The following is a 19,442-nucleotide window of genomic DNA, read 5'->3' as shown; positions in this document are numbered from 1 at the left end:
TCCAAGGCTTTTAATATAAAATTAAGTAAAGTCTTGTTTTATAAAAAAATGTAAACATATTTTTACGTAACGATATTAAATAATATGTTACAAACATTTTTAAGCAAATAATCATCAGATGCAGGTTCGTGAGAAATGAGTAATGGTCTAATACAAAAAGGAATGTATGCAGCAGTATTTACTGTCGCTGCGGCAACATCACAAGTTCAAGCTTCAACACCTGTGGATTTTTCTAACTTGGTTGAACAAGTCAGCCCAGCTGTTGTGAGTGTTAATGTTGTTAAAAAGTTATCTCAGGAAGAGTTGTTACAGCAACAAGTACCTGAAATTCTAAAGCGTTTCTTTGGTAATCAAATCATTATTCCACAACAACGCGCGCCACAAGAAAAGACTGCGTATGGTAGTGCATTCTTTATTAGTAAAGATGGTTATTTACTGACAAATCACCATGTGGTTGAAGATGCATCTAAAGTGACGATTATGCTGAATGATCGCCGTGAAATTGATGCAAAAGTGGTGGGCAGTGATGAACGTACAGATGTGGCATTACTAAAAGTTGAAGGGAATAATTTCCCATCATTATCTGTGGGTAATGTAGATCAACTTAAAGTCGGGCAGCCTGTTCTTGCAATCGGTTCTCCATTTGGTTTTGATTATTCTGCATCAGCAGGGATTGTCAGTGCCAAGTCACGTAATATGATGGGTGAAACCTCTGTTCCATTTATCCAAACCGATGTAGCGTTAAATCCGGGTAACTCAGGTGGTCCGCTATTTAACCAACAAGGTCAGGTTGTCGGTGTAAACTCTCGTATCTTTAGTGGTACGGGGGGGTATATGGGCCTGTCATTCTCTATTCCAATTGATGTGGCAATGGACGTTGTTGATCAGTTGAAAAAGAATGGTAAGGTCACTCGTTCTTATCTTGGTGTAATGTTACAAGATATCGATCGAAACTTAGCGGAAGCTTATAAGTTAGATAAACCAGAAGGTTCGTTGATTACCCAAGTTGCGCCGAATTCACCTGCAGAAAAAGCGGGCTTTAAATCAGGCGATGTGATCCTAAAATATAATGGTTCACCAATATCACGTACTTCAGAATTATTGAATTATTTGAATCGTACTCAACCAAATCAATCTGTTAAGCTTGAAGTTTTACGTGATGATAAACCAAGAGTGATTACAGCAACTTTAACTGTTGCACCAGATGATACCCCTGCAAAAGTTGACAATACCAACACTTCGGCCAAGCCAAATAAAGGGCCTATCATTGGTGTTGCGATTCGTGCCTTAACTGAACAAGAAAAGAATCGTTTAAATGTTAAAGGTGGTGTGTTTATTCAAGATGTGACCAGAGGCGGCTTAGCTGCACAGTCACGGATTTTACCTGGTGATGTGATTACTCAAGTAAATAACAAGAAAGTAAATACACCAAATGATTTTGTTGATGCTATTTCAGAGCTACAGAAAAATACGGTAGCGCGTGTAGCGATTGTTCGTGAAGGGCAACATGCTATGATTGGATTACGTATTCAATAAATCCAACTGATCAGAATCAGCCACTCAAAGAGTGGCTTTTTTATATGATCAAGTTTATTTTGCAAATATTTTAAGAATAGCTTTTGAATCAATCCGATATAAAAACCTCAAAGTCAAAATATTTCATTTTTTAGTATTCAATAAATCTTAAGCATAAGATGTATTCCTCGTCCATAGTTTTAACTTCAGATTTGATGGTATAGATATACTTTGATTCAATTTTTTATATATAAAAATGTTTTTAATCAAATGTTTATAATTTTATATAGTTTGTATCTATAATCTATAATATTTATTATTTATTTTATCTATATTTTGTTGCGTATTATCATTAGAAAAATTAATTGAATGTTAAGGAAGGGCATACGTGAAAACTGTTCATCAATATACCTATGAAATATTGAGAAAAAATAATATTAAAATGATTTTTGGTAATCCTGGTTCGAATGAACTGCCTTTTCTAAAAAACTTTCCTGCTGACTTTCAATATATTCTGGGTTTACATGAAGGCGCGGTCGTTGGAATTGCCGATGGGTATGCCCAAGCAACGGGACAAACGGCGTTTGTTAATTTGCATTCTGCTGCTGGTACAGGAAATGCGATGGGGGCATTGAGTAATGCATGGAATTCTCATACACCTTTGGTAATTACAGCAGGCCAACAAACGCGAACGATGATGGGTGTTGAAGCGCTATTAACAAATATTGAAGCTGCTCAATTACCAAAACCTTTAGTTAAATGGAGTCATGAACCAGCAATTGCAAATGAAGTACCACACGCGATTAGTCGAGCAATACATATTGCTGGTGCAGAGGCTGCCGGGCCGGTATATGTTTCCATACCTTATAATGATTGGGATATTGAAGTAGATGGAGAAAATGAACATTTGCTTAAAAAGAACGTCACCAGTTCACAGTGTTTATCAGAGCAAGATTTATTATTTATAAGTCATAAAATAAATTCAGCTCAAAAAGTCGCTTTAGTTCTAGGTACGGATGTAGATCGACAATTTGCCAATCTTAGTGCAATCCGTTTCGCAGAAGCATTAAACGTTCCTGTTTGGGTTGCGCCATCTTCACCAAGATGCCCATTTCCAACAACGCATGCCTATTTTCAGGGGATTCTACCTGCAAGTATTGCGGGTATTTCCCAAATATTTAAAGAATATGATTTGGTTTTAGTATTTGGTGCACCTGTATTTCGTTATCACCAGTATGAACCTGGTCAATATCTATCTGAACATACAGAACTCATTGCATTCACTTGTGATATTCAAGAAGCAGCTCGGGCCGCAATGGGTTTATGCTATGTGAGTGATTTAGGCGATAGCCTGACACGATTAAGTCAGAAAGTTCATGCAAAAACTGATACGGTAGTTCACCGTCATACAATAGAACTGTCTCAGCCAAGTGAAAATGGCTATATAAAGCCAGAAAGGCTGTTTGATATGCTTAATATTCTCGCGCCAGACGGCACGATTTATACAAATGAATCTACTTCAACAACCAATGCATTATGGGATCGTTTAAGCCTTACTGAACAAGGAAGTTATTATTTCGCAGCTGCGGGTGGCCTTGGTTTTGCTATGCCTGCTGCGATCGGAGTTCAGTTGGCACATAAAACTCGTAGAGTAGTAGCACTGATTGGAGATGGTTCAGCAAATTATAGTATTACAGCATTATGGACTGCTGCTCAGTATAAAATTCCAGTGATCTTTATTATCTTAAAAAATGGAACGTATGGTGCACTGCGGTGGTTTGCAGGGGTTTTAAATGCTGAACATGTTCCTGGTATGGATGTCCCAGATATTGATTTTACACACATTGCCAAAGGCTATGGTGTAGATGCGTGTAGTGTAACGAATGACAGTGATTTTATTTCCGCTTTTAACAAAGCAGTCGATTCAGAGCAACCGACTTTGATTGAAGTCGTGACAGCTGAGTTAAGTAATTAATCATTATCAATACTTAAGCACGGAAAAACTTTTATGCAGACTAATTTTATTATTAAAGAATTGCATCAATTATTTAATCCACAGCAGATACTTATTGAAGATGTTGATAAAAGCTTTTATTTAAAAGGTTTTCGTGTTGGCAAGGGTGATGCACTTGCTGTGGTTATTCCTTATAGTTTATTCCAGCTATGGCAAGTTATTGAATTTGGAGTCAAACATAATTTAATCATAATTTTGCAAGCATCTAATACAGGTGTAACTGGTGGTTCTACACCACATTCTAATGATTATGACCGAGAAGTTATTGTTGTAAGTACAATGAAACTCAAAGGTATGCAGTTATTGGATGATGCCAAACAAGTTATTGCGTTTCCAGGGAAAACACTTACAGAATTGGAAAATGCGCTGAAACCTCATCAACGCGAGCCCCATTCAGTCATTGGTTCATCTTGTATCGGAGCGTCTGTAATTGGTGGAATTTGTAATAATTCAGGAGGTTCATTAATTCGTCGAGGCCCAGCGTATACTGAAAAATCTTTATTTGCTCAGGTTGATGGAAGTGGAAAGTTAAAACTCATTAACCATCTGGGCATTTACTTGGGGGAAGATCCAGAAGAAATTCTAAGAAATCTAGAACAAAAAAACTATGATCTACAAAAAGTTAACTTAGCGCATGGAAAAATTTGGGCTGAAAATTATGCCAAGACACTACGAGATATAACTTCCCCAACAGCGACTCGCTACAATGGAAATCCTGAGTATTTACATGAAAGCTCGGGCTGTTCAGGGAAACTAGTCGTTTTTGCAGTCAGACTTCCAACTTTTGAAGCAGCAGAAGAGGCAACCACATACTTTATTAGTAGTAATAATGAGACCGAATTAATAGATTTAAGACGGTATCTATTAACAGAAATGACGACTTTACCGAGTCAGGCTGAGTATATCCATCGGCATGCATTTGATTTAACACAACGTTATGCAAAACATATGTATAAGGCGATTGATATTTGGGGCGCTGAAAAGATTCCAGCCTTATTTAAATTTAAAGCGCACATAGATCAATTTTTTAGAAAATTCCCTCTTTTTCCCAATAATTTTACAGATCGTTTGATTCAACTATTTAATCGTTTAACCCCTTCATGGATCGAACCGCGTTTGCAAGCATCCAATCAACAGTATGAACATCATTTAATGATTAAAGTTGATCAACAGCAAAGTGATGAATTACGAGAGCTATTGAATCATTTTTTTAATGGCTCTAAAGATCAATTTTTCCAATGCACTAAAGCTGAAGAAAAAAATGCTTTTCTTATCCGTTTTGCTGTAGGTGGTTGTGTGGTTTATTACTGCGAAAGTACGGGAATTGATCCAAATCAACGCTTAGTTTCTTTTGATGTTGCTTTTCGACGGAATGATGATTGTTGGTCAATAGATTTACCAGACTATTTAAAACAACAAGTCATGATGGAGAGCTGTTGTGGTCATTTTTTCTGTTTTGTTTCACATCAGGATTACTTACTTAAGGAAAATGTTGATGCGATCCAATTTAAGCATGACGTACTTGCATACTTAGAACAGCGTGGAGCCAAATACCCCGCTGAGCATAATGTCGGCCATTTGTATAAAGCTTCTCTCGATTATCAGATTCATCTTAAAGAATTAGATCCAACCAATAGTTTTAATCCTGGTATTGGCAAGACAAGCAAATATAAACATTGGCATTAAACTAGGCCAAAATTTGAAATTTTTAATTGTAATAGGCTGAACAGGAACGCTCTTATGCCTCATAAAATGATCAATGTGGAAGACTACCAAAAACTTGCAAAATCGACTTTACCCAAAGTGATTTATGATTATCTGGAAGGTGGGGCAGATGATGAAAAAGGCTTACATCACAATCGACAGGTATTTGATCAATGGCGGTTTAAGCCGCAGCGTTTGGTCGATATTAGTGAACGAGACATTTCCTGTCAGTTGTTCAATCGTCTTTGGAGTGCGCCCTTTGCGATAGCACCTACCGGATTAAATGGTTCATTTTGGCCTAAAGGGGATGCTTTACTTGCAAAAAGTGCTGCTAAAGCCGATATACCATTTATGTTATCGACAGCTTCCAATATGTCGATCGAGGAAGTCGCCAGATCTAGTGATGGTGAAAAATGGTTTCAGCTTTATGTTGTACATCAAGAACTAGCCAAACAAATGGTGCAACGTGCTTTAGACTCGGGTTATACAACTTTGATTGTGACCTTGGATGTTGGTGTAAACGGTTATAGAGAACGTGACCTGCGTAATCAGTTTGGATTACCATTAAAATTTTCTGCAAGCTTAGTGCTAGATGGTATGTTACATCCGGCATGGTCGTTACGTTTTTTAGCCAATAGCAAGCCACAGTTAGCAAATTTTGTAAGCTCTAAGACAGATAGTCTAGACATTCAAGTCGCAATTATGAAGCGCCAAATGGATGCCAGTTTCAATCAAGAAAGCTTAAAACGTATCCGTGAGATTTGGCCTCATCAATTATTGGTAAAAGGTATAATTAGCGCTGAAGATGCTCAAATTGCTATTCAGTGTGGAGTTGATGGGGTAATTTTATCTAATCATGGTGGACGTCAACTTGATTGTAGTGTGTCTCCTATGGAAACCTTGCAAGAAGTTTCTAGATGTATTCAACAACCGATTTTGATTGATAGTGGTTTTAGGCGGGGTTCAGATATTGTCAAAGCATTGTGTTTAGGCGCTGATATGGTGTGTTTAGGTCGCCCCACACTCTATGGTTTAGCATCTAAAGGTGAAGTTGGTGTTGATGAAGTAATCCAACTGATGAAGCAGGATGTTGACCGCACATTAGCACAAATAGGTTGCCCATCTGTAAAGCGGTTGGGCATGAGTTATCTTCAATACAACTCTGATATTTTGAGTTAGTCTATTTATATAAAATACTCATAAGATAAAAAGAGCAGGTCACGGAACAAAAAAAATAGATATACCTGTTCAATATCGCAAAATCCATCAATGAGGAATTTCTTTAGTTGAGGTCAGTTTGAGTTTAATACAGTAAGTTGAAAAATTGGACCAAAATGATTAAGTTTTTGCTTTTATTACAATAACAAGCGATGGACATAGCATAATAAGTAGATAAAGAAATAGTTTAAAATGATCTATTTGATATGGCAAACAGTTCTACAGTGCCAGCGCCTTTGATCTGCTATCAAAGTATAAAAAAATGAATTTTAACGTTATCAAGATTATACGTAAAACTCAGAATTATTAGGTTTTTAATTAAGATGAAACCTTTATGCAAAAGGTTGAAAGTAAAAATATTTTACTTTCAACCTGAGTCCATCAGATCTCTCATCATTTAGAGCGGATATTGAATCCCTTTGTCTAAAATACTGATCCATTGACGTTGACTGAACTCATCAAAGTTAGCAGGACCACCAAAGCGGCCACCATAACCTGACTCACCCATTCCACCAAAAGGTACGTGATATTCATTATTTACTGTCTGATCATTGATATGAATCATGCCACTTTTAATTTCTTTGGCTAACTCATAGACCCAAGCAGTGTGTTTACTATGAATTGCCACAGCAAGACCATATTTCGATGAATTGACAATATCAACCGCTTCTTTGATGTCATCAAAAATAATGATCGGTGCTACTGGACCAAATATCTCATCGGTAAAAATCGGATCATTTTTATCGATATTCGTTAAAATAGTTGGATGGAAAAACAGTTGTTCACCTTTACCACCACATTCCAATATAGCACCTTGACTTACCGCATCCTCAACCATACGGCTCACTTTTACATGCTGAGCCTGATTAATAAGTGGACCTAATTGTGTATCAGGCGAGGAGGGGTTGCCAACTTTTAGTGATAATGCTTTTTCTTTCAGTTTTTTAATATAGACACTCGCAATGCTACGATGCACTAAATGACGTCCAGTCTGCATACAAATTTGCCCCTGATGTAGAAAAGTTCCCCAGACAGCATTATTTACAGCGATCTCTAAATCTGCATCTTCACAAATAATCATCGCATTATTGCCGCCCAGTTCAAGCGCACATTTTTTTAATTGTTTAGCACAATCCACGGCAATTTTCTTACCGACAACAGTTGAACCTGTGAAAGAGATCATATTCACTTGAGGGTGATTCACTATCGTCTCACCAATTTCACTTTCGCCATTCAATACCTGAAAAACTCCTGATTGCAAACCTGCCATTTCAAATAGCCAGGCTAAAAGAGAACCTCCCGTAACATTACTAAATTCTGAAGGCTTTAATATCACACTATTGCCCATTGCTAAAGCTGGTGCTATAGAGCGGATAGATAATAATAAAGGAAAGTTCCAAGGGGAGATTACACCGACAATACCGATAGGAACACGTAACCATACATTGGTTTTATTGGGGATAGCGGATGGAAAAACCTCACCTGATGCAGACATTGGCATAGATGAAGCCATGTATAATTGTTCGATACAGGCATTGGCTTCCCAGCCAGCTTTAAGCGCTGTTGATCCACACTCTTGAATGTTCCAATCAATAAAAGTTTGAATATTTTGCTCAAAAATTTGTGCGGCCTTTCTCAGGACCTTGGCACGTGTTTCAAATGTTGTATTTTTCCATATGTGTTGGGCTTGCATCGCTATTTGAACTGAAGTATTGACATTATCTACAGAAGAAAGCTGTACAGATGAAATAATCTCCCCAGTTGCTGGATTTATAATTTCACGTGAAGCGTTATTGGTTTTAACCCAAGTTCCTTGAAAAATATGTTCTTTCCAAATTTGTTCTATGATTTTTGTTTGTATATTCATGGCTTTATCCTTTCGTCGTGAGTTGAACTGGAGACATCTTCTGATGTGTAAATAAAGCAATAACAATTGCGCCTATAATTCCGGGCAGTGCAAATACCATGAAGTTTTGCTCAAATGGCAAATTCATTGCGAGTAAAAATCCGCCGAATAATGGGCCAGAAATTGCACCAAATCGGCCCATTGCTGCGGCAAAACTGACACCTGTTGAACGAATATTCGCAGGATAGAAGTCCGCAGCTAAAGTGTGAATAACAGACATGGAACCAACAGTTGCGCCACCTGCGATCACTAGCAATATGCTCAGGACAAATGCAGGAGGGTGAAATCCTAGGCAGCTAATCGAAGCTGATGCAAGTAAATAACCAAAAATTAATGTGGGTTTTGATCCCCATTTATCAGCGAGGATTCCAAAAATTAAAGTGCCTAGAATCGCTCCAATGTTGAGTGTTACTAAAAATGTGATACTAGAGCCGAGAGAATATCCACCGACATTCATCAGTTTAGGTAGCCAGGTGTTTAGACCAAATACCATAAGCATAACCATGGCAAATCCCGACCAAATCAGCAGAGTTCTGACAGTTTTGCCTTCTGTAAATAGACCAAGAACAGGTATTTTTTGCGAATTTGCTGTCATGTCTACGACATAGTGCATATTGTTTTCATGCTTATGGTTAGGATTTAATTTTTTTAGTGTGCTAATCACATCTATTTGACGGTTTTTATGAATGAGATAGCTGATGGATTCTGGAAAAGTCTTATACATTAATGGAATCAAGAAAATACATGTGCCAGCAATCCAAAAAGTTGCTTGCCATCCAAAAACTGGAATCAAAAACAAGCCTGCTAAGCCGGAAAGTATGGCGCCAACACCATAAAAGGCGAGTACTAAGTTAATCAAACGATTACGATGTGAACCAGGCGCCATCTCTTTAATAATTGTCACCAAATTGGGGACTGCACCACCTAGTCCGACACCCGTGAGTAATCTGCAAATAAAGAATGTTGTTGTATCATGTGCAAAGCCATTCATCGTGACGGCGAGACTCGATAAAATCGTACAAGCAATAATGATATTTTTTCGACCGAATTTATCAGCCGCCATACCGAGAGTAACAGCACCAAGCATCATCCCCATTAAAGATGCCGCACCCAGAAGTCCTGCTGTTTGGGGCGAAAGTTGCCATTCAAGCATTAAGTGGGGGAGAACAGAGCCATAAATTACAAGGTCATATCCATCAAATAACATAATAACAGCACACCAAAAGACTAAAATTTTATGGTGTTTATTGAGAGGAACCTTATCAATAAGGTCTACAGCATTAATATTTTGCATCGCTTCCTATCCTTTGGATAGAATCAAAAGTTATCTATAATTCAACGTAGTGAATTTCAATCCCTTTTAACTCAATAGCTTTTTCTCCAGGCATCCACTACCTGAAAAGATTTTATAATCAATCATTTCTCATGATCTTTATAAATCATATAGTTTATTATTTTTATAGATCAAATTAATAAAACATATTATGCAATATATGTTTTATCTATATTTATTTTCTATACTGAAATATTAAATTTTTAATGAATTGAAATATAAGAATAAATAATTATTGAAAAAAGCAGAGAATTACTAAAACAGTGTCCGTTATATTTGGCATTGCAACGCACCAACATAGAAGCAAGCAGTCAACGTCCAAGTCATTATTTTTAGTTCATTTCGTTGTGATCGGTTAAAATCTCTTTTAAAAAATTTATAAACCATTTTTGTGCAGAGGTATCAGCTGACTTTTTATACCAATGTAGAGTTACATCGAAACAAGGCAATTCAAAAGGCACATCAAAAATTTGAATATCAGAATTGTGTTTAAAATATTCACCTATTCGAGAAGGTACAGTGACAATTAAATTATGTTTGGCAATGAGCTCCCCTAAAATACTGAACTGAGGAACTTGTAGTTTAATTTTTCGTCTTAATCCTTGTTTACTTAAATAATTTTCTACTAGGTTATGACCTGTAGACGCGGGTACAACAGCATGATTGCCTTTTAAGAAATTATCTAAAGTAAATTTATTGCCTTCTAGAACGATCCCTCGACTGACTAAACAAGTATATTTTTCTTCAAATAACGTTAAAGTATTTAAACTTTTGTCTTCTAAATTTTTATTGCATATTGCCGCATCAACCTTACCAGTGATTAACCAATCCGATAATTTATTCATATCGACAGTCGTTATTTCCAATGTTATGTGGGGTGCATGGATTTCTAGGTGTGACAAAATGATAGGGAGGAAATATAAGCCACCGATGTCTGTTAAAGCAATTCTAAAGCACCTTTCACTCGTCTTGGCATCAAAGTTTTTTACTTCACTGACAACACCTTCAATCTCAACAAGATGATGATTCAATGATTCATACAACTGAGTTGCATAAGTTGTTGGAATCATACCTTCTTTTGTTCTGATAAATAGCTGATCTTTAAATAAATATCTTAATCTGGATAAATTGTGACTTACTGATGGTTGAGTAATATTTAAATGCACAGCAGCTGTACTCACGCTACGTGTATTGTAGATTGTGACAAAAGCCCGAATTAAATTTAAATCCACCATAATAGATACCATTAATATTTATTAGAAAAAATAACAATTTGACTAATAATACATAAAAAAATAAATTTAGCAAATCAGTCATAGAACTGACTTGTTAAGAGAAATTAACAATAGGGAATTTAAAGTAAGCAATGCTTTGATGATGGAAGAAATAATTTTATCAACGTCAAACATCTAGTTTTTTAATTTCTTTGAGTCACTTCTTATTTTATTCACTGATCATATTGCACTCAATGTTGAAATGATAAAAACAATCAGCTTTGTATTCTCAACTTAAGTTGATCACCATCATGTAGGCACTCAATATCGATAGGAACCGAGATATTTGCTCTACATGATTTACATCATTATTTCAGCTTGGTGGCTTCCCTCATTTGGAAAGTTGGAGAAAGGACATGCCACGTATTCCTATAATAAATACCAGCCATCTAGATCGTATCGATGAGTTGTTTGTAGACAATGTCGATACGGGTGAATTTAAACTTCATCGTTCAGTTTTTACTGATCAAGCGTTGTTTGAACTTGAAATGAAATACATTTTCGAAGGTAACTGGGTGTTTTTGGCACATGAAAACCAGATCCAAAATAACAATGACTACTACACGACCTATATCGGTCGTCAACCGATCATCATTGCACGTAACCGTGCTGGTGAACTCAATGCCATGATCAATGCCTGCTCGCACCGTGGTGCACAGCTTTGTCGTTATAAACGTGGCAATAAGGCCACCTATACTTGTCCTTTCCACGGTTGGACATTTAATAATTCAGGAAAATTGTTGAAAGTTAAAGATCCTTCTGATGCAGGTTACTCAGATGGCTTTAACAAAGACGGTTCACACGACCTAAAAAAAGTTGCGCGTTTTGAAAATTACAAAGGATTTTTGTTTGGTAGTTTGAATCCTGATGTTCCTTCACTTAAAGAGTTCTTAGGTGAAGCGACGAAAATCATCGATATGATTGTGGATCAGTCCGAAGATGGTCTAGAAATCTTACGTGGTGCATCTACCTATACTTATGAAGGTAACTGGAAGCTGACTGCCGAAAATGGTGCCGATGGTTATCATGTTTCCGCCGTTCACTGGAACTATGCTGCAACCACACAACAGCGAAAGGAAAAGCAGGCACAGGATAATATTCGCGCCATGAGTGCCGGTGGTTGGGGTAAGCAGGGCGGTGGCTGCTATGGCTTTGAACATGGTCATATGTTGTTGTGGACACAATGGGCCAATCCAGAAGATCGCCCGAACTATGCACGTTATGAGGAGTATATCGACAAGTTTGGTGGAGCAATGGCTAAATGGATTGTTGAGCGTTCACGTAACCTTTGCCTCTATCCAAATGTTTACTTAATGGATCAATTTGGTTCACAGATTCGTGTATTGCGTCCGTTAAGTGTGAATAAAACTGAAGTGACGATTTACTGCATTGCACCAAAAGGCGAAGCACTTGATGCACGTACCCGCCGTATTCGCCAGTATGAAGATTTCTTTAATGCATCAGGTATGGCAACACCTGATGACTTAGAAGAATTCCGTGCGTGTCAAGCTGGTTATGCAGGTATTGAACTGGAATGGAATGATATGTGTCGTGGCTCTAAGCACTGGATCTATGGTCCAGATGATGCAGCTCAGGAAATTGGTTTAAAACCTATATTAAGTGGCATCAAAACTGAAGATGAAGGCCTATACCTTGCACAACATCAATATTGGTTGAGCTCAATAAAACGAGCAATTGCCAGAGAAAAAGAACTTGCAGGGCAACAAGATTTGGGAGAAACCGTATGAATACCCCAATCAATTTAGACAGTATTAGTCTCGAGCAAGTGACCCAGTTTTTATATCGTGAGGCACGTTATTTAGATGAGGAACAGTGGGATGAATGGTTACAGTGCTATGCGCCCGAGGCTTCTTTCTGGATGCCTGCATGGGATGATGATGATCAACTGACAGAAGACCCACGATCAGAAATTTCATTGATTTACTATCCGGATCGCCAAGGTTTAGAAGATCGTGTATTTCGGATTAAAACAGAACGTTCATCTGCGACCATACCTGATACCCGTACCAGCCATAATATTTCCAATATTGAGATTGTGGAACGTGATGGTGACAAAGTCACGGTACGTTTTAATTGGAACACTTTGAGTTTCCGCTATAAAACCAACTACAGCTATTTCGGCATGTCATGTTATGTGATCGACTTTTCAACTGAACAACCCAAAATCTTAAGTAAGTATGTTGTGCTTAAAAACGATTATATCAACCAAGTGATTGATATTTACCACCTGTAAACACATTGCTCAGCCAAATGGAATGTTGGCTCAGTTTTAGCAGTTTTTAGACTTTTTGGAATCAATAATTTAAATAATCAAAAGGAAATGTTAAAGATGGATAGGTTAAATCAAGGGACTAATATATTTAAAATGATACTTATGGCGATTGTGGCTGGTGTATCGAGTAACAGCAGTTTTGCCAATATCAGTCAGAATGAACATAACGAACTCAGAAAAGAACTTATGGCACTTCAGAAAGAGGTTCAAAACTTAAAAAATGAGAATAGTCTGCAGTTACAATCTGCACCGTCGATGTCCATGATAGAAAAAAAGAGATCTACAGAGGTCAATATTTATGGATTTATACGCGCTGATGCAACCTATCAAGCTACTGGTGCATCGACAATGTATAATAATATCAATGCTGTACCATTAAAAAATACCCATGAGGAATATAAGCAACGTGATCGATTCCGTGCGACTGCTGCTGCTACACGTATCGGAGCAAACTTCAGGACTGAAACACCAGTAGGGGAAATAAAAGGTAAGATTGAAACAGATTTTTTTGGTGGTGCAACAAGAGATCAATTTCGTATACGTCATGCTTATTTGACATTTGATAAATGGTTAGTCGGTCAGACATGGTCAAATTTTATTGCACCTGAATATTTACCTGAAACTATTGAGCCTGCTTCATATGTTGGAGGATCCTTATTGCGAGTACCTGTGCTTAGGTATACAGATAAGATTACGGATCAAACAAATTTTGTTATTAGTATCGAAGACCCTAAATATACAGCTGCCACTGATCCTGACAATGAAATGAGATTACCTGCGTTCGTTGGACGTATTAACCATAATTTTGATAATGGCTCATTAATTTCAGGTCGTAGTTTCCTTGCAGAAAAGAAAACAGCAAATGATGAAAAGTTAGCTTGGGGAATCGGTTTGGGGGGAAAATATTTAATCTCTCCTAATACAATATTGAAGGCTGATTATTATCATGTAAAAGGAGATGGCCGGTTTTTAGCTTGGAGTAATAGTGGCTATGCTTTGGATATAAATAATCAGATGCATGAAAATGAGTTTGATACGATCTCGTTAGGAATAACGCATAAGTTTAATCCTAAATTACGTTCTACGATTGGTTATGGCTATATGAAAGCCAATGATAGTAGCACGTTTGCAAATTTAAAATATGATGATAATACACAAAATAAGCAACTTTGGCAGGGCTGGGCAAATGCGATTTATAGCCCATTTAAGTCGATAGATTTTGGATTAGAATATGTTTATGGACAGCGAGAAACTTTCAATGATTTAACAGGTGTAGATAATCGCTTTAATATGATGATTAGCTATGATTTTTGATCACTATATTTTTATAATAATTTGATGCTTGGTATATGTCTACATTAATCATCCAATTTTAGCTTCTTAGCTAAAGTGTTAATGATCTGTGGTTGGGAAAGTCTGCCAATTTAACTTATGCTCAAGCGGTGTAGTCATGAAATAGTTTGAAATTTATTTCGCATCAACGCCTGATGAATGTCATCAGGCGTTTTATATTTCAGAACATATATGCTCTATGAGTATTATAAACTTCTATAGGTTATGCTCTTTATGTATTTATTCATGATGTGACCAGAGATAGTTTGGCTGCACAGTCACGGATTTTACCTAGTGATGTGATCACACAAGTAAATAACAAGAAAGTAAATCCAACGAGTGGTTTTGTTGATGCTATTTCTGAGCTACAGAAAAATACGGTAGCGCGTGTTGCGATTGTTCGTGAAGGGCAACATGCTATGATTGGATTACGTATTCAATAAATACAACTGATCAGAATCAGCCACTCAAAGGGTGGCTTTTTTATGTCAAACTTATACGGATGGTTGAAAAAGTGGAAAAGGAAAGAAGATATGAGTTCAGTATTTGATTTAAAAATCGAAGTAAAACCAGAGCATATAGATGTCTTAGGTCATGTAAACAATGTGGTCTATGTACAATGGATGCAGGATGTTGCATCTGCACATATCGAAACATTGGGTGTTGGACTCGATCAATATTTAGAAATGAAACATGCAATGGTTGCCGTAGAACATCATGTTCAGTATCGCAAAGCAGCAATGTTAGATGATGATATTATTTTGAGAACTTGGTTATACGAGATCAACGCACTTTATTCTTTTCGTCAGTATGCTTTTTTTAATGCCAAAGACCAAAGCTTGCTCTTTACTGGCAATACCAAATGGGCATGTATAGAAATTGCTTCAGGGCGTCCGAAACGGATGTCACCGACTTTTATCCAAGCCTATCAACCCATTGATCCTGAAATAGATCCTTTTGATTTAAGTTCAATCATTTAAATTGCTTGGATTTTTAGATGAAGTGCAACAACGCATAAAAAAATCTTATATTTAATGAAAGCGACCTCCCTGTTAAACACGAGAGGTCGGTATGTTTTATATTAATTCGACTCGTGGAAAGTCTACTGGCGTATCTAGTGCAATATTGATGTAGTTGGTGAATATATTCAAAGCCACATGCGCCATGATCTCAACGATTTGTTGGTCATTAAAACCTACATTGCGAAGTGTTGCGATATCAGCATCAGTCATCTGAGCTCGTTGATTGACCACCTTTAAAGCAAAAGTCAGTGCTGCTGCTGTTTTATCATCAGCTGCTTTTCCTATTTGCGCTTCAGCCATTTCAGCAGCGCTAGCGCCAGCATTTTGACCGAGTACAGTATGTGCTGCTAAGCAATATTCACAGCGGTTTAAATTGGCGATTGCAACAGCAATCTGTTCACCTAATTTTGCACCAAGTGTACCTTTACCTAAGGCAGCAAAAGCGGACCACATGCTTTGTAAAGCTGCTGGCGAATTTGCCACTGCCTTAAACATATTTGGAGTCGTGCCAAAAGCTTGTTGAATTTGGGTTAATAAAGGTTGACTTGCTTGGGGTGCAAGTTGAGTGTCAAGGTTGATACGTGACATGTTATTCTCCTTAAAGGATCGTAGTGATAGTAGAAGTGCATCAAACTTTGATTATTATGTGTAAATTCACTGTATGATTAGATACAATATGTTCATAAAATATATCAATTCGTTCAAATGAAAACGATTCACCCCATTGATCGCCTTTCAGGTCTGCTTGATCGTTTCCGCATGCAGGCAGAGTTGTACCATACTGGTGTGTTATGTGGCGTCAGCCATTTTGATGCTTGTGACGGGTTTGGCTATTTACATGTCTTACGTCAGGGACAACTGGAAGTCAGTCATCCAGCTATGGCGCATTTGCCAAGACACATGCATTTTGATGAACCAACGCTACTTTTTTATCCTGGCCCAATTACACATCATTTTCATAACCCGCCCAGAGAAGGTGCTGATTTTACCTGCGCGCGGTTGATACTGGATGGTGGGCAACAGAATCCACTGGTAAGGGCATTACCTGCCGTAATTGCACTTCCTCTAGCGCGCGTACAAGGATTGGATCAGGCGCTTGCGCTATTATTTGCTGAAACAGACCATGCCCGTTGTGGGCAACGATTATTAGCGAATCGGTTATTTGAAGTGGTGGTGCTTCAACTATTACGTTGGCTATTAGATCATCCTCATGAAGCAGGGGTAAGCACTGGACTTATTATTGGTCTTTCAGATCCACGTTTGGCGCGCACGCTGGTGGGAATACATGAATATCCAGGTGAATCGTGGACACTAGAGCGTATGGCTGAACTGGCATGTATGTCTAGAACAGCTTTTGCCAATACCTTCCGTGATGTGATGGGACAGACACCAGCTGAATATTTAACAGACTGGCGTATTGCTTTGGCACAAAGTAGATTGCGTGAAGGGCATTCAATTAAAATATTGGCTGAAGAACTGGGTTATGCTAATCCATCAGCATTATCTCGCGCATTTTCAGTCAGGGTAGGCATGTCTCCCCGAGAATGGTTGACCAGCCATCCTGTCTAATGCTTAGTTAATGGTGATCTTTAACGAAAGTAAGATTGAGTAAGGCAGTTCAATTTATATTGAACTGCCTTACTGTAATGATCTATGAGTTGACTTAACTTAAACACTTCATCGATTGGAAAATTGAGCAGGGGAATCGACCATTACGGCTTCAGCACCTAACTGTTTTGCTATTCGATAGTCTGCTTCAGAATTGATACCGAACAGGACAATACGATTTGCTGCTTGTGTCCTAAAACAGTTCATAATTTCCTTATCCCAAACAAACTCTGCTTTTGAACGGCCTTCACCTAAGGTATAGGTTTCTACAACCTCAACCTGCCGTCTTAACTCCAAACCATGCCACCCAATTGGTTCTTGAGCAGCCTGACAATTATGGTTCAGCGCGACACGAGCTAAAATATCCCGAGTATCATCTCTTGCAACAAAATACGGAATTTGACCGACCTGTTTGACGGCATCTGTATAACGGCGTTCAGTAGAGTAGAGCCTTACTCGGTTAAGTGAGTTGGTGGAAACGAGTACACGTTTAATAGCCGTAGCAATTTGCACCGGATCTGCATCAGGCGATTTAATATCAATATAAAAAGTGGTTCGAGGAAATTGAGTAAGCACCTGTTGAAGTGTTGGGATACGGATTCCTTTACCTCTCCATGGGTAAATTGTTTGTTGTCCTGCATTGCGGGCGACATTCCATCCAGCATCCAAGCCCTGTAATTGTTTTACAGTATATGCAGAGACCAAACCTTGGCCATTACTTAAAGCATTCAGATTATTAGGGCGATAGAGTACAGGAACACCATCATTACTTAACTGTACGCTGATCCAGATCACATCTGCGTGATTCCTTAAAGCGAGATCAATTGCATAGGCTGTGTTCTCAGGTGCATCTGCCGTTCCACCGCGATGCGCAACAATTAGTGGTGATTGACCAGTTTGATTTGAGTAAGGTGCTGCATTTAATGCCATGCTATGTAATCCATGACCGAATATGCATATCAACATGATGTTTTTAAACAAGCTATTTTTCATAATAATATTGCAACCTATTGATTAAAATTTATAGCCATATTGGAGTCTTATGCCATTTTCACTATATTTTTTCGCGAACTGTCCTTCATAATTGACCGAAAACCCGTGGGTGTTGGCGATATCGACATTGAAACCAAAATTGATGATGCCTGTGTTCTGATTATTGGGAACATCTAAATAACCAGCATCTCCAGCAATCAGTGAGTTATTTGATATAAATGTTAATTTGCCCGCTTTATCATTATTTTTTAAACGGTTTTGCCATGCTAAGCTTGCATTTAAACTTAGAGATGTTGTATCCCATACGTTCCATTTTTGAGATATATCCAGACCGACAGTTGAAGATACACGGTCAATATTCGTTTTTTCACTATTTAGTGAATAGTATCCATTACTTTGTTGAATGGAATCATTTTCTAAGTAGTCGTATGCAACACCGATAAATGGTTCCATATATAGGTTATTGTGTTGCAATGCATAGCCCATCTCAGCGTTCAACTGATAAGTACGACCATTGTATTTTGCATTAAATTGACCATCATTCTGATCATTAAATCGTGATTTAACCTCATTACGTCCCAATGTACCACTGAAACGAAAATTGATTTGATCAATTTGAGTCCCTGTATAGATACCGAACTGATAATTATCGATTTTAGCTTTGGCATTATTTTTGTTATTTAAATCTTTGCTATTAATGGCTGCCGTTATTCCGATTGCCCAATCTCCAAGTGTAGTATCTGCGCCTAAAGCTAGACCCTGCCTCTGAACATTATAATCATGCATCTTGGCATTGCTGAGATTATTCCATTCCCCCAGACGAGACTTGCTTTTTGAGTCTGAAAAATCTATCCAAGCATTATTACTGTTCTCCTGATTACGTTGAATATAGCGTAGACGTTGATTGGTTAAACGACGATTGTGATCCATATCCTGAAATTCTTCTGCCAGAATATCGCCATGAATTGATGCAATTTGGGTCGCTTTTTCAGCTCTAGCTTGCTCCAATAACTTTGCTTCAGCGGCAGCTTTATCGGCAGCGGCTTTATCGGCAGCGACTTTTTCCGCGGCAGCTTTATCGGCAGCAGCTTTTTCAGCAGCGGCTTTTTCCGCGGCAGCTTTATCGGCAGCGGCTTTCTCAGCAGCGGCTTTCTCAGCAGCAGCTTTTTCAGCAGCAGCTTTATCGGCAGCGGCTTTTTCCGCGGCAGCTTTATCGGCAGCGGCTTTTTC

General features: G+C 38.0%; 16 protein-coding genes. 10 read left to right on the top strand and 6 right to left on the bottom strand.

From position 1 onward, the window contains the following. Positions 1-135: 135 nt before the first annotated feature. From F981_RS00430 to F981_RS00415, 4 genes are all read left to right on the top strand, one after another. Entirely contained in the window at positions 136-1,536 is a 1,401-nt protein-coding gene (locus F981_RS00430) for a Do family serine endopeptidase (RefSeq protein WP_004717154.1), read from the top strand. Between the two features lie 367 nt (positions 1,537-1,903). Then, positions 1,904-3,490, top strand: coding sequence for a benzoylformate decarboxylase (gene mdlC, locus F981_RS00425; protein WP_004717152.1), 1,587 nt, complete (start codon positions 1,904-1,906; stop codon positions 3,488-3,490). A gap of 33 nt (positions 3,491-3,523) precedes the next feature. Then, positions 3,524-5,215: a D-lactate dehydrogenase gene (gene dld, locus F981_RS00420; protein ID WP_004717150.1), complete on the top strand. Its 1,692-nt coding sequence runs from the start codon at positions 3,524-3,526 to the stop codon at positions 5,213-5,215. Between the two features lie 54 nt (positions 5,216-5,269). Next, complete coding sequence (locus F981_RS00415; protein ID WP_004717148.1) at positions 5,270-6,412, top strand: alpha-hydroxy-acid oxidizing protein; 1,143 nt, start codon at positions 5,270-5,272, stop codon at positions 6,410-6,412. A 436-nt stretch (positions 6,413-6,848) separates the two neighbouring features. On the opposite strand, the gene F981_RS00410 is transcribed toward F981_RS00415, so the two are convergent. The 3 genes from F981_RS00410 to F981_RS00400 all read right to left on the bottom strand — a co-directional run bounded on the left by F981_RS00410 (position 6,849) and on the right by F981_RS00400 (position 10,925). Next, positions 6,849-8,318: an aldehyde dehydrogenase family protein gene (locus tag F981_RS00410; protein WP_004717145.1), complete on the bottom strand. Its 1,470-nt coding sequence runs from the start codon at positions 8,316-8,318 to the stop codon at positions 6,849-6,851. Positions 8,319-8,322: 4 nt separating this feature from the next. Further along, positions 8,323-9,651, bottom strand: coding sequence for an MFS transporter (locus tag F981_RS00405; protein ID WP_004717144.1), 1,329 nt, complete (start codon positions 9,649-9,651; stop codon positions 8,323-8,325). 371 nt (positions 9,652-10,022) lie between these two features. Then, complete coding sequence (locus F981_RS00400) at positions 10,023-10,925, bottom strand: LysR family transcriptional regulator (RefSeq protein ID WP_016539133.1); 903 nt, start codon at positions 10,923-10,925, stop codon at positions 10,023-10,025. 395 nt (positions 10,926-11,320) lie between these two features. Here F981_RS00400 and benA point away from each other — a divergent pair, with 395 nt between their 5' ends. From benA to F981_RS00375, 5 genes are all read left to right on the top strand, one after another. Beyond that, on the top strand, positions 11,321-12,712 hold the full coding sequence (gene benA, locus F981_RS00395) for a benzoate 1,2-dioxygenase large subunit (RefSeq protein WP_004717140.1): 1,392 nt from the start codon (positions 11,321-11,323) through the stop codon (positions 12,710-12,712). Continuing rightward, complete coding sequence (benB, locus tag F981_RS00390; protein ID WP_004717138.1) at positions 12,709-13,218, top strand: benzoate 1,2-dioxygenase small subunit; 510 nt, start codon at positions 12,709-12,711, stop codon at positions 13,216-13,218. The genes benA and benB overlap by 4 nt, the downstream gene beginning before the upstream one ends. Positions 13,219-13,314: 96 nt before the next feature. Further along, positions 13,315-14,571: a DcaP family trimeric outer membrane transporter gene (locus F981_RS00385; RefSeq protein WP_004717137.1), complete on the top strand. Its 1,257-nt coding sequence runs from the start codon at positions 13,315-13,317 to the stop codon at positions 14,569-14,571. A 236-nt stretch (positions 14,572-14,807) separates the two neighbouring features. After that, a complete protein-coding gene (locus F981_RS00380) occupies positions 14,808-15,032 on the top strand; it encodes a PDZ domain-containing protein (RefSeq protein ID WP_228129011.1) in 225 nt (74 codons plus the stop codon). A 90-nt stretch (positions 15,033-15,122) separates the two neighbouring features. Beyond that, complete coding sequence (locus F981_RS00375) at positions 15,123-15,569, top strand: acyl-CoA thioesterase (protein WP_004717131.1); 447 nt, start codon at positions 15,123-15,125, stop codon at positions 15,567-15,569. Positions 15,570-15,665: 96 nt separating this feature from the next. Here the strand turns inward: F981_RS00375 and F981_RS00370 are convergent, their stop codons facing one another. Next, on the bottom strand, positions 15,666-16,199 hold the full coding sequence (locus tag F981_RS00370) for a carboxymuconolactone decarboxylase family protein (protein ID WP_004717130.1): 534 nt from the start codon (positions 16,197-16,199) through the stop codon (positions 15,666-15,668). Positions 16,200-16,316: 117 nt separating this feature from the next. Between F981_RS00370 and F981_RS00365 the strand changes: the two genes are divergently transcribed. Continuing rightward, positions 16,317-17,180 carry an AraC family transcriptional regulator gene (locus tag F981_RS00365; protein ID WP_004717128.1) on the top strand — a complete coding sequence of 288 codons (864 nt, stop codon included), beginning with the start codon at positions 16,317-16,319 and terminating at the stop codon, positions 17,178-17,180. A 108-nt stretch (positions 17,181-17,288) separates the two neighbouring features. On the opposite strand, the gene F981_RS00360 is transcribed toward F981_RS00365, so the two are convergent. After that, on the bottom strand, positions 17,289-18,149 hold the full coding sequence (locus tag F981_RS00360; protein WP_004717127.1) for a glycerophosphodiester phosphodiesterase family protein: 861 nt from the start codon (positions 18,147-18,149) through the stop codon (positions 17,289-17,291). A gap of 84 nt (positions 18,150-18,233) precedes the next feature. Further along, the coding region (locus F981_RS23820; RefSeq protein WP_004717124.1) for an autotransporter outer membrane beta-barrel domain-containing protein at positions 18,234-19,442 on the bottom strand (1,209 nt) is incomplete at its 5' end.

This window comes from Acinetobacter guillouiae CIP 63.46 (assembly GCF_000368145.1).
GTDB lineage: Bacteria > Pseudomonadota > Gammaproteobacteria > Pseudomonadales > Moraxellaceae > Acinetobacter > Acinetobacter guillouiae.
This window is presented reverse-complemented; position numbering and strand designations above follow the sequence as displayed.

Excerpts from the sequence above, each read along its gene's own strand:
- F981_RS00430 (WP_004717154.1), top strand. The coding sequence starts at position 136 with ATGAGTAATGGTCTAATACAAAAAGGAATGTATGCAGCAGTATTTACT.
- dld (WP_004717150.1), top strand. The coding sequence starts at position 3,524 with ATGCAGACTAATTTTATTATTAAAGAATTGCATCAATTATTTAATCCA.
- F981_RS00415 (WP_004717148.1), top strand. The coding sequence starts at position 5,270 with ATGCCTCATAAAATGATCAATGTGGAAGACTACCAAAAACTTGCAAAA.
- F981_RS00410 (WP_004717145.1), bottom strand. The coding sequence starts at position 8,318 with ATGAATATACAAACAAAAATCATAGAACAAATTTGGAAAGAACATATT.
- F981_RS00405 (WP_004717144.1), bottom strand. The coding sequence starts at position 9,651 with ATGCAAAATATTAATGCTGTAGACCTTATTGATAAGGTTCCTCTCAAT.
- F981_RS00400 (WP_016539133.1), bottom strand. The coding sequence starts at position 10,925 with ATGGTGGATTTAAATTTAATTCGGGCTTTTGTCACAATCTACAATACA.
- benA (WP_004717140.1), top strand. The coding sequence starts at position 11,321 with ATGCCACGTATTCCTATAATAAATACCAGCCATCTAGATCGTATCGAT.
- benB (WP_004717138.1), top strand. The coding sequence starts at position 12,709 with ATGAATACCCCAATCAATTTAGACAGTATTAGTCTCGAGCAAGTGACC.
- F981_RS00385 (WP_004717137.1), top strand. The coding sequence starts at position 13,315 with ATGGATAGGTTAAATCAAGGGACTAATATATTTAAAATGATACTTATG.
- F981_RS00375 (WP_004717131.1), top strand. The coding sequence starts at position 15,123 with ATGAGTTCAGTATTTGATTTAAAAATCGAAGTAAAACCAGAGCATATA.
- F981_RS00370 (WP_004717130.1), bottom strand. The coding sequence starts at position 16,199 with ATGTCACGTATCAACCTTGACACTCAACTTGCACCCCAAGCAAGTCAA.
- F981_RS00365 (WP_004717128.1), top strand. The coding sequence starts at position 16,317 with ATGAAAACGATTCACCCCATTGATCGCCTTTCAGGTCTGCTTGATCGT.
- F981_RS00360 (WP_004717127.1), bottom strand. The coding sequence starts at position 18,149 with ATGGCATTAAATGCAGCACCTTACTCAAATCAAACTGGTCAATCACCA.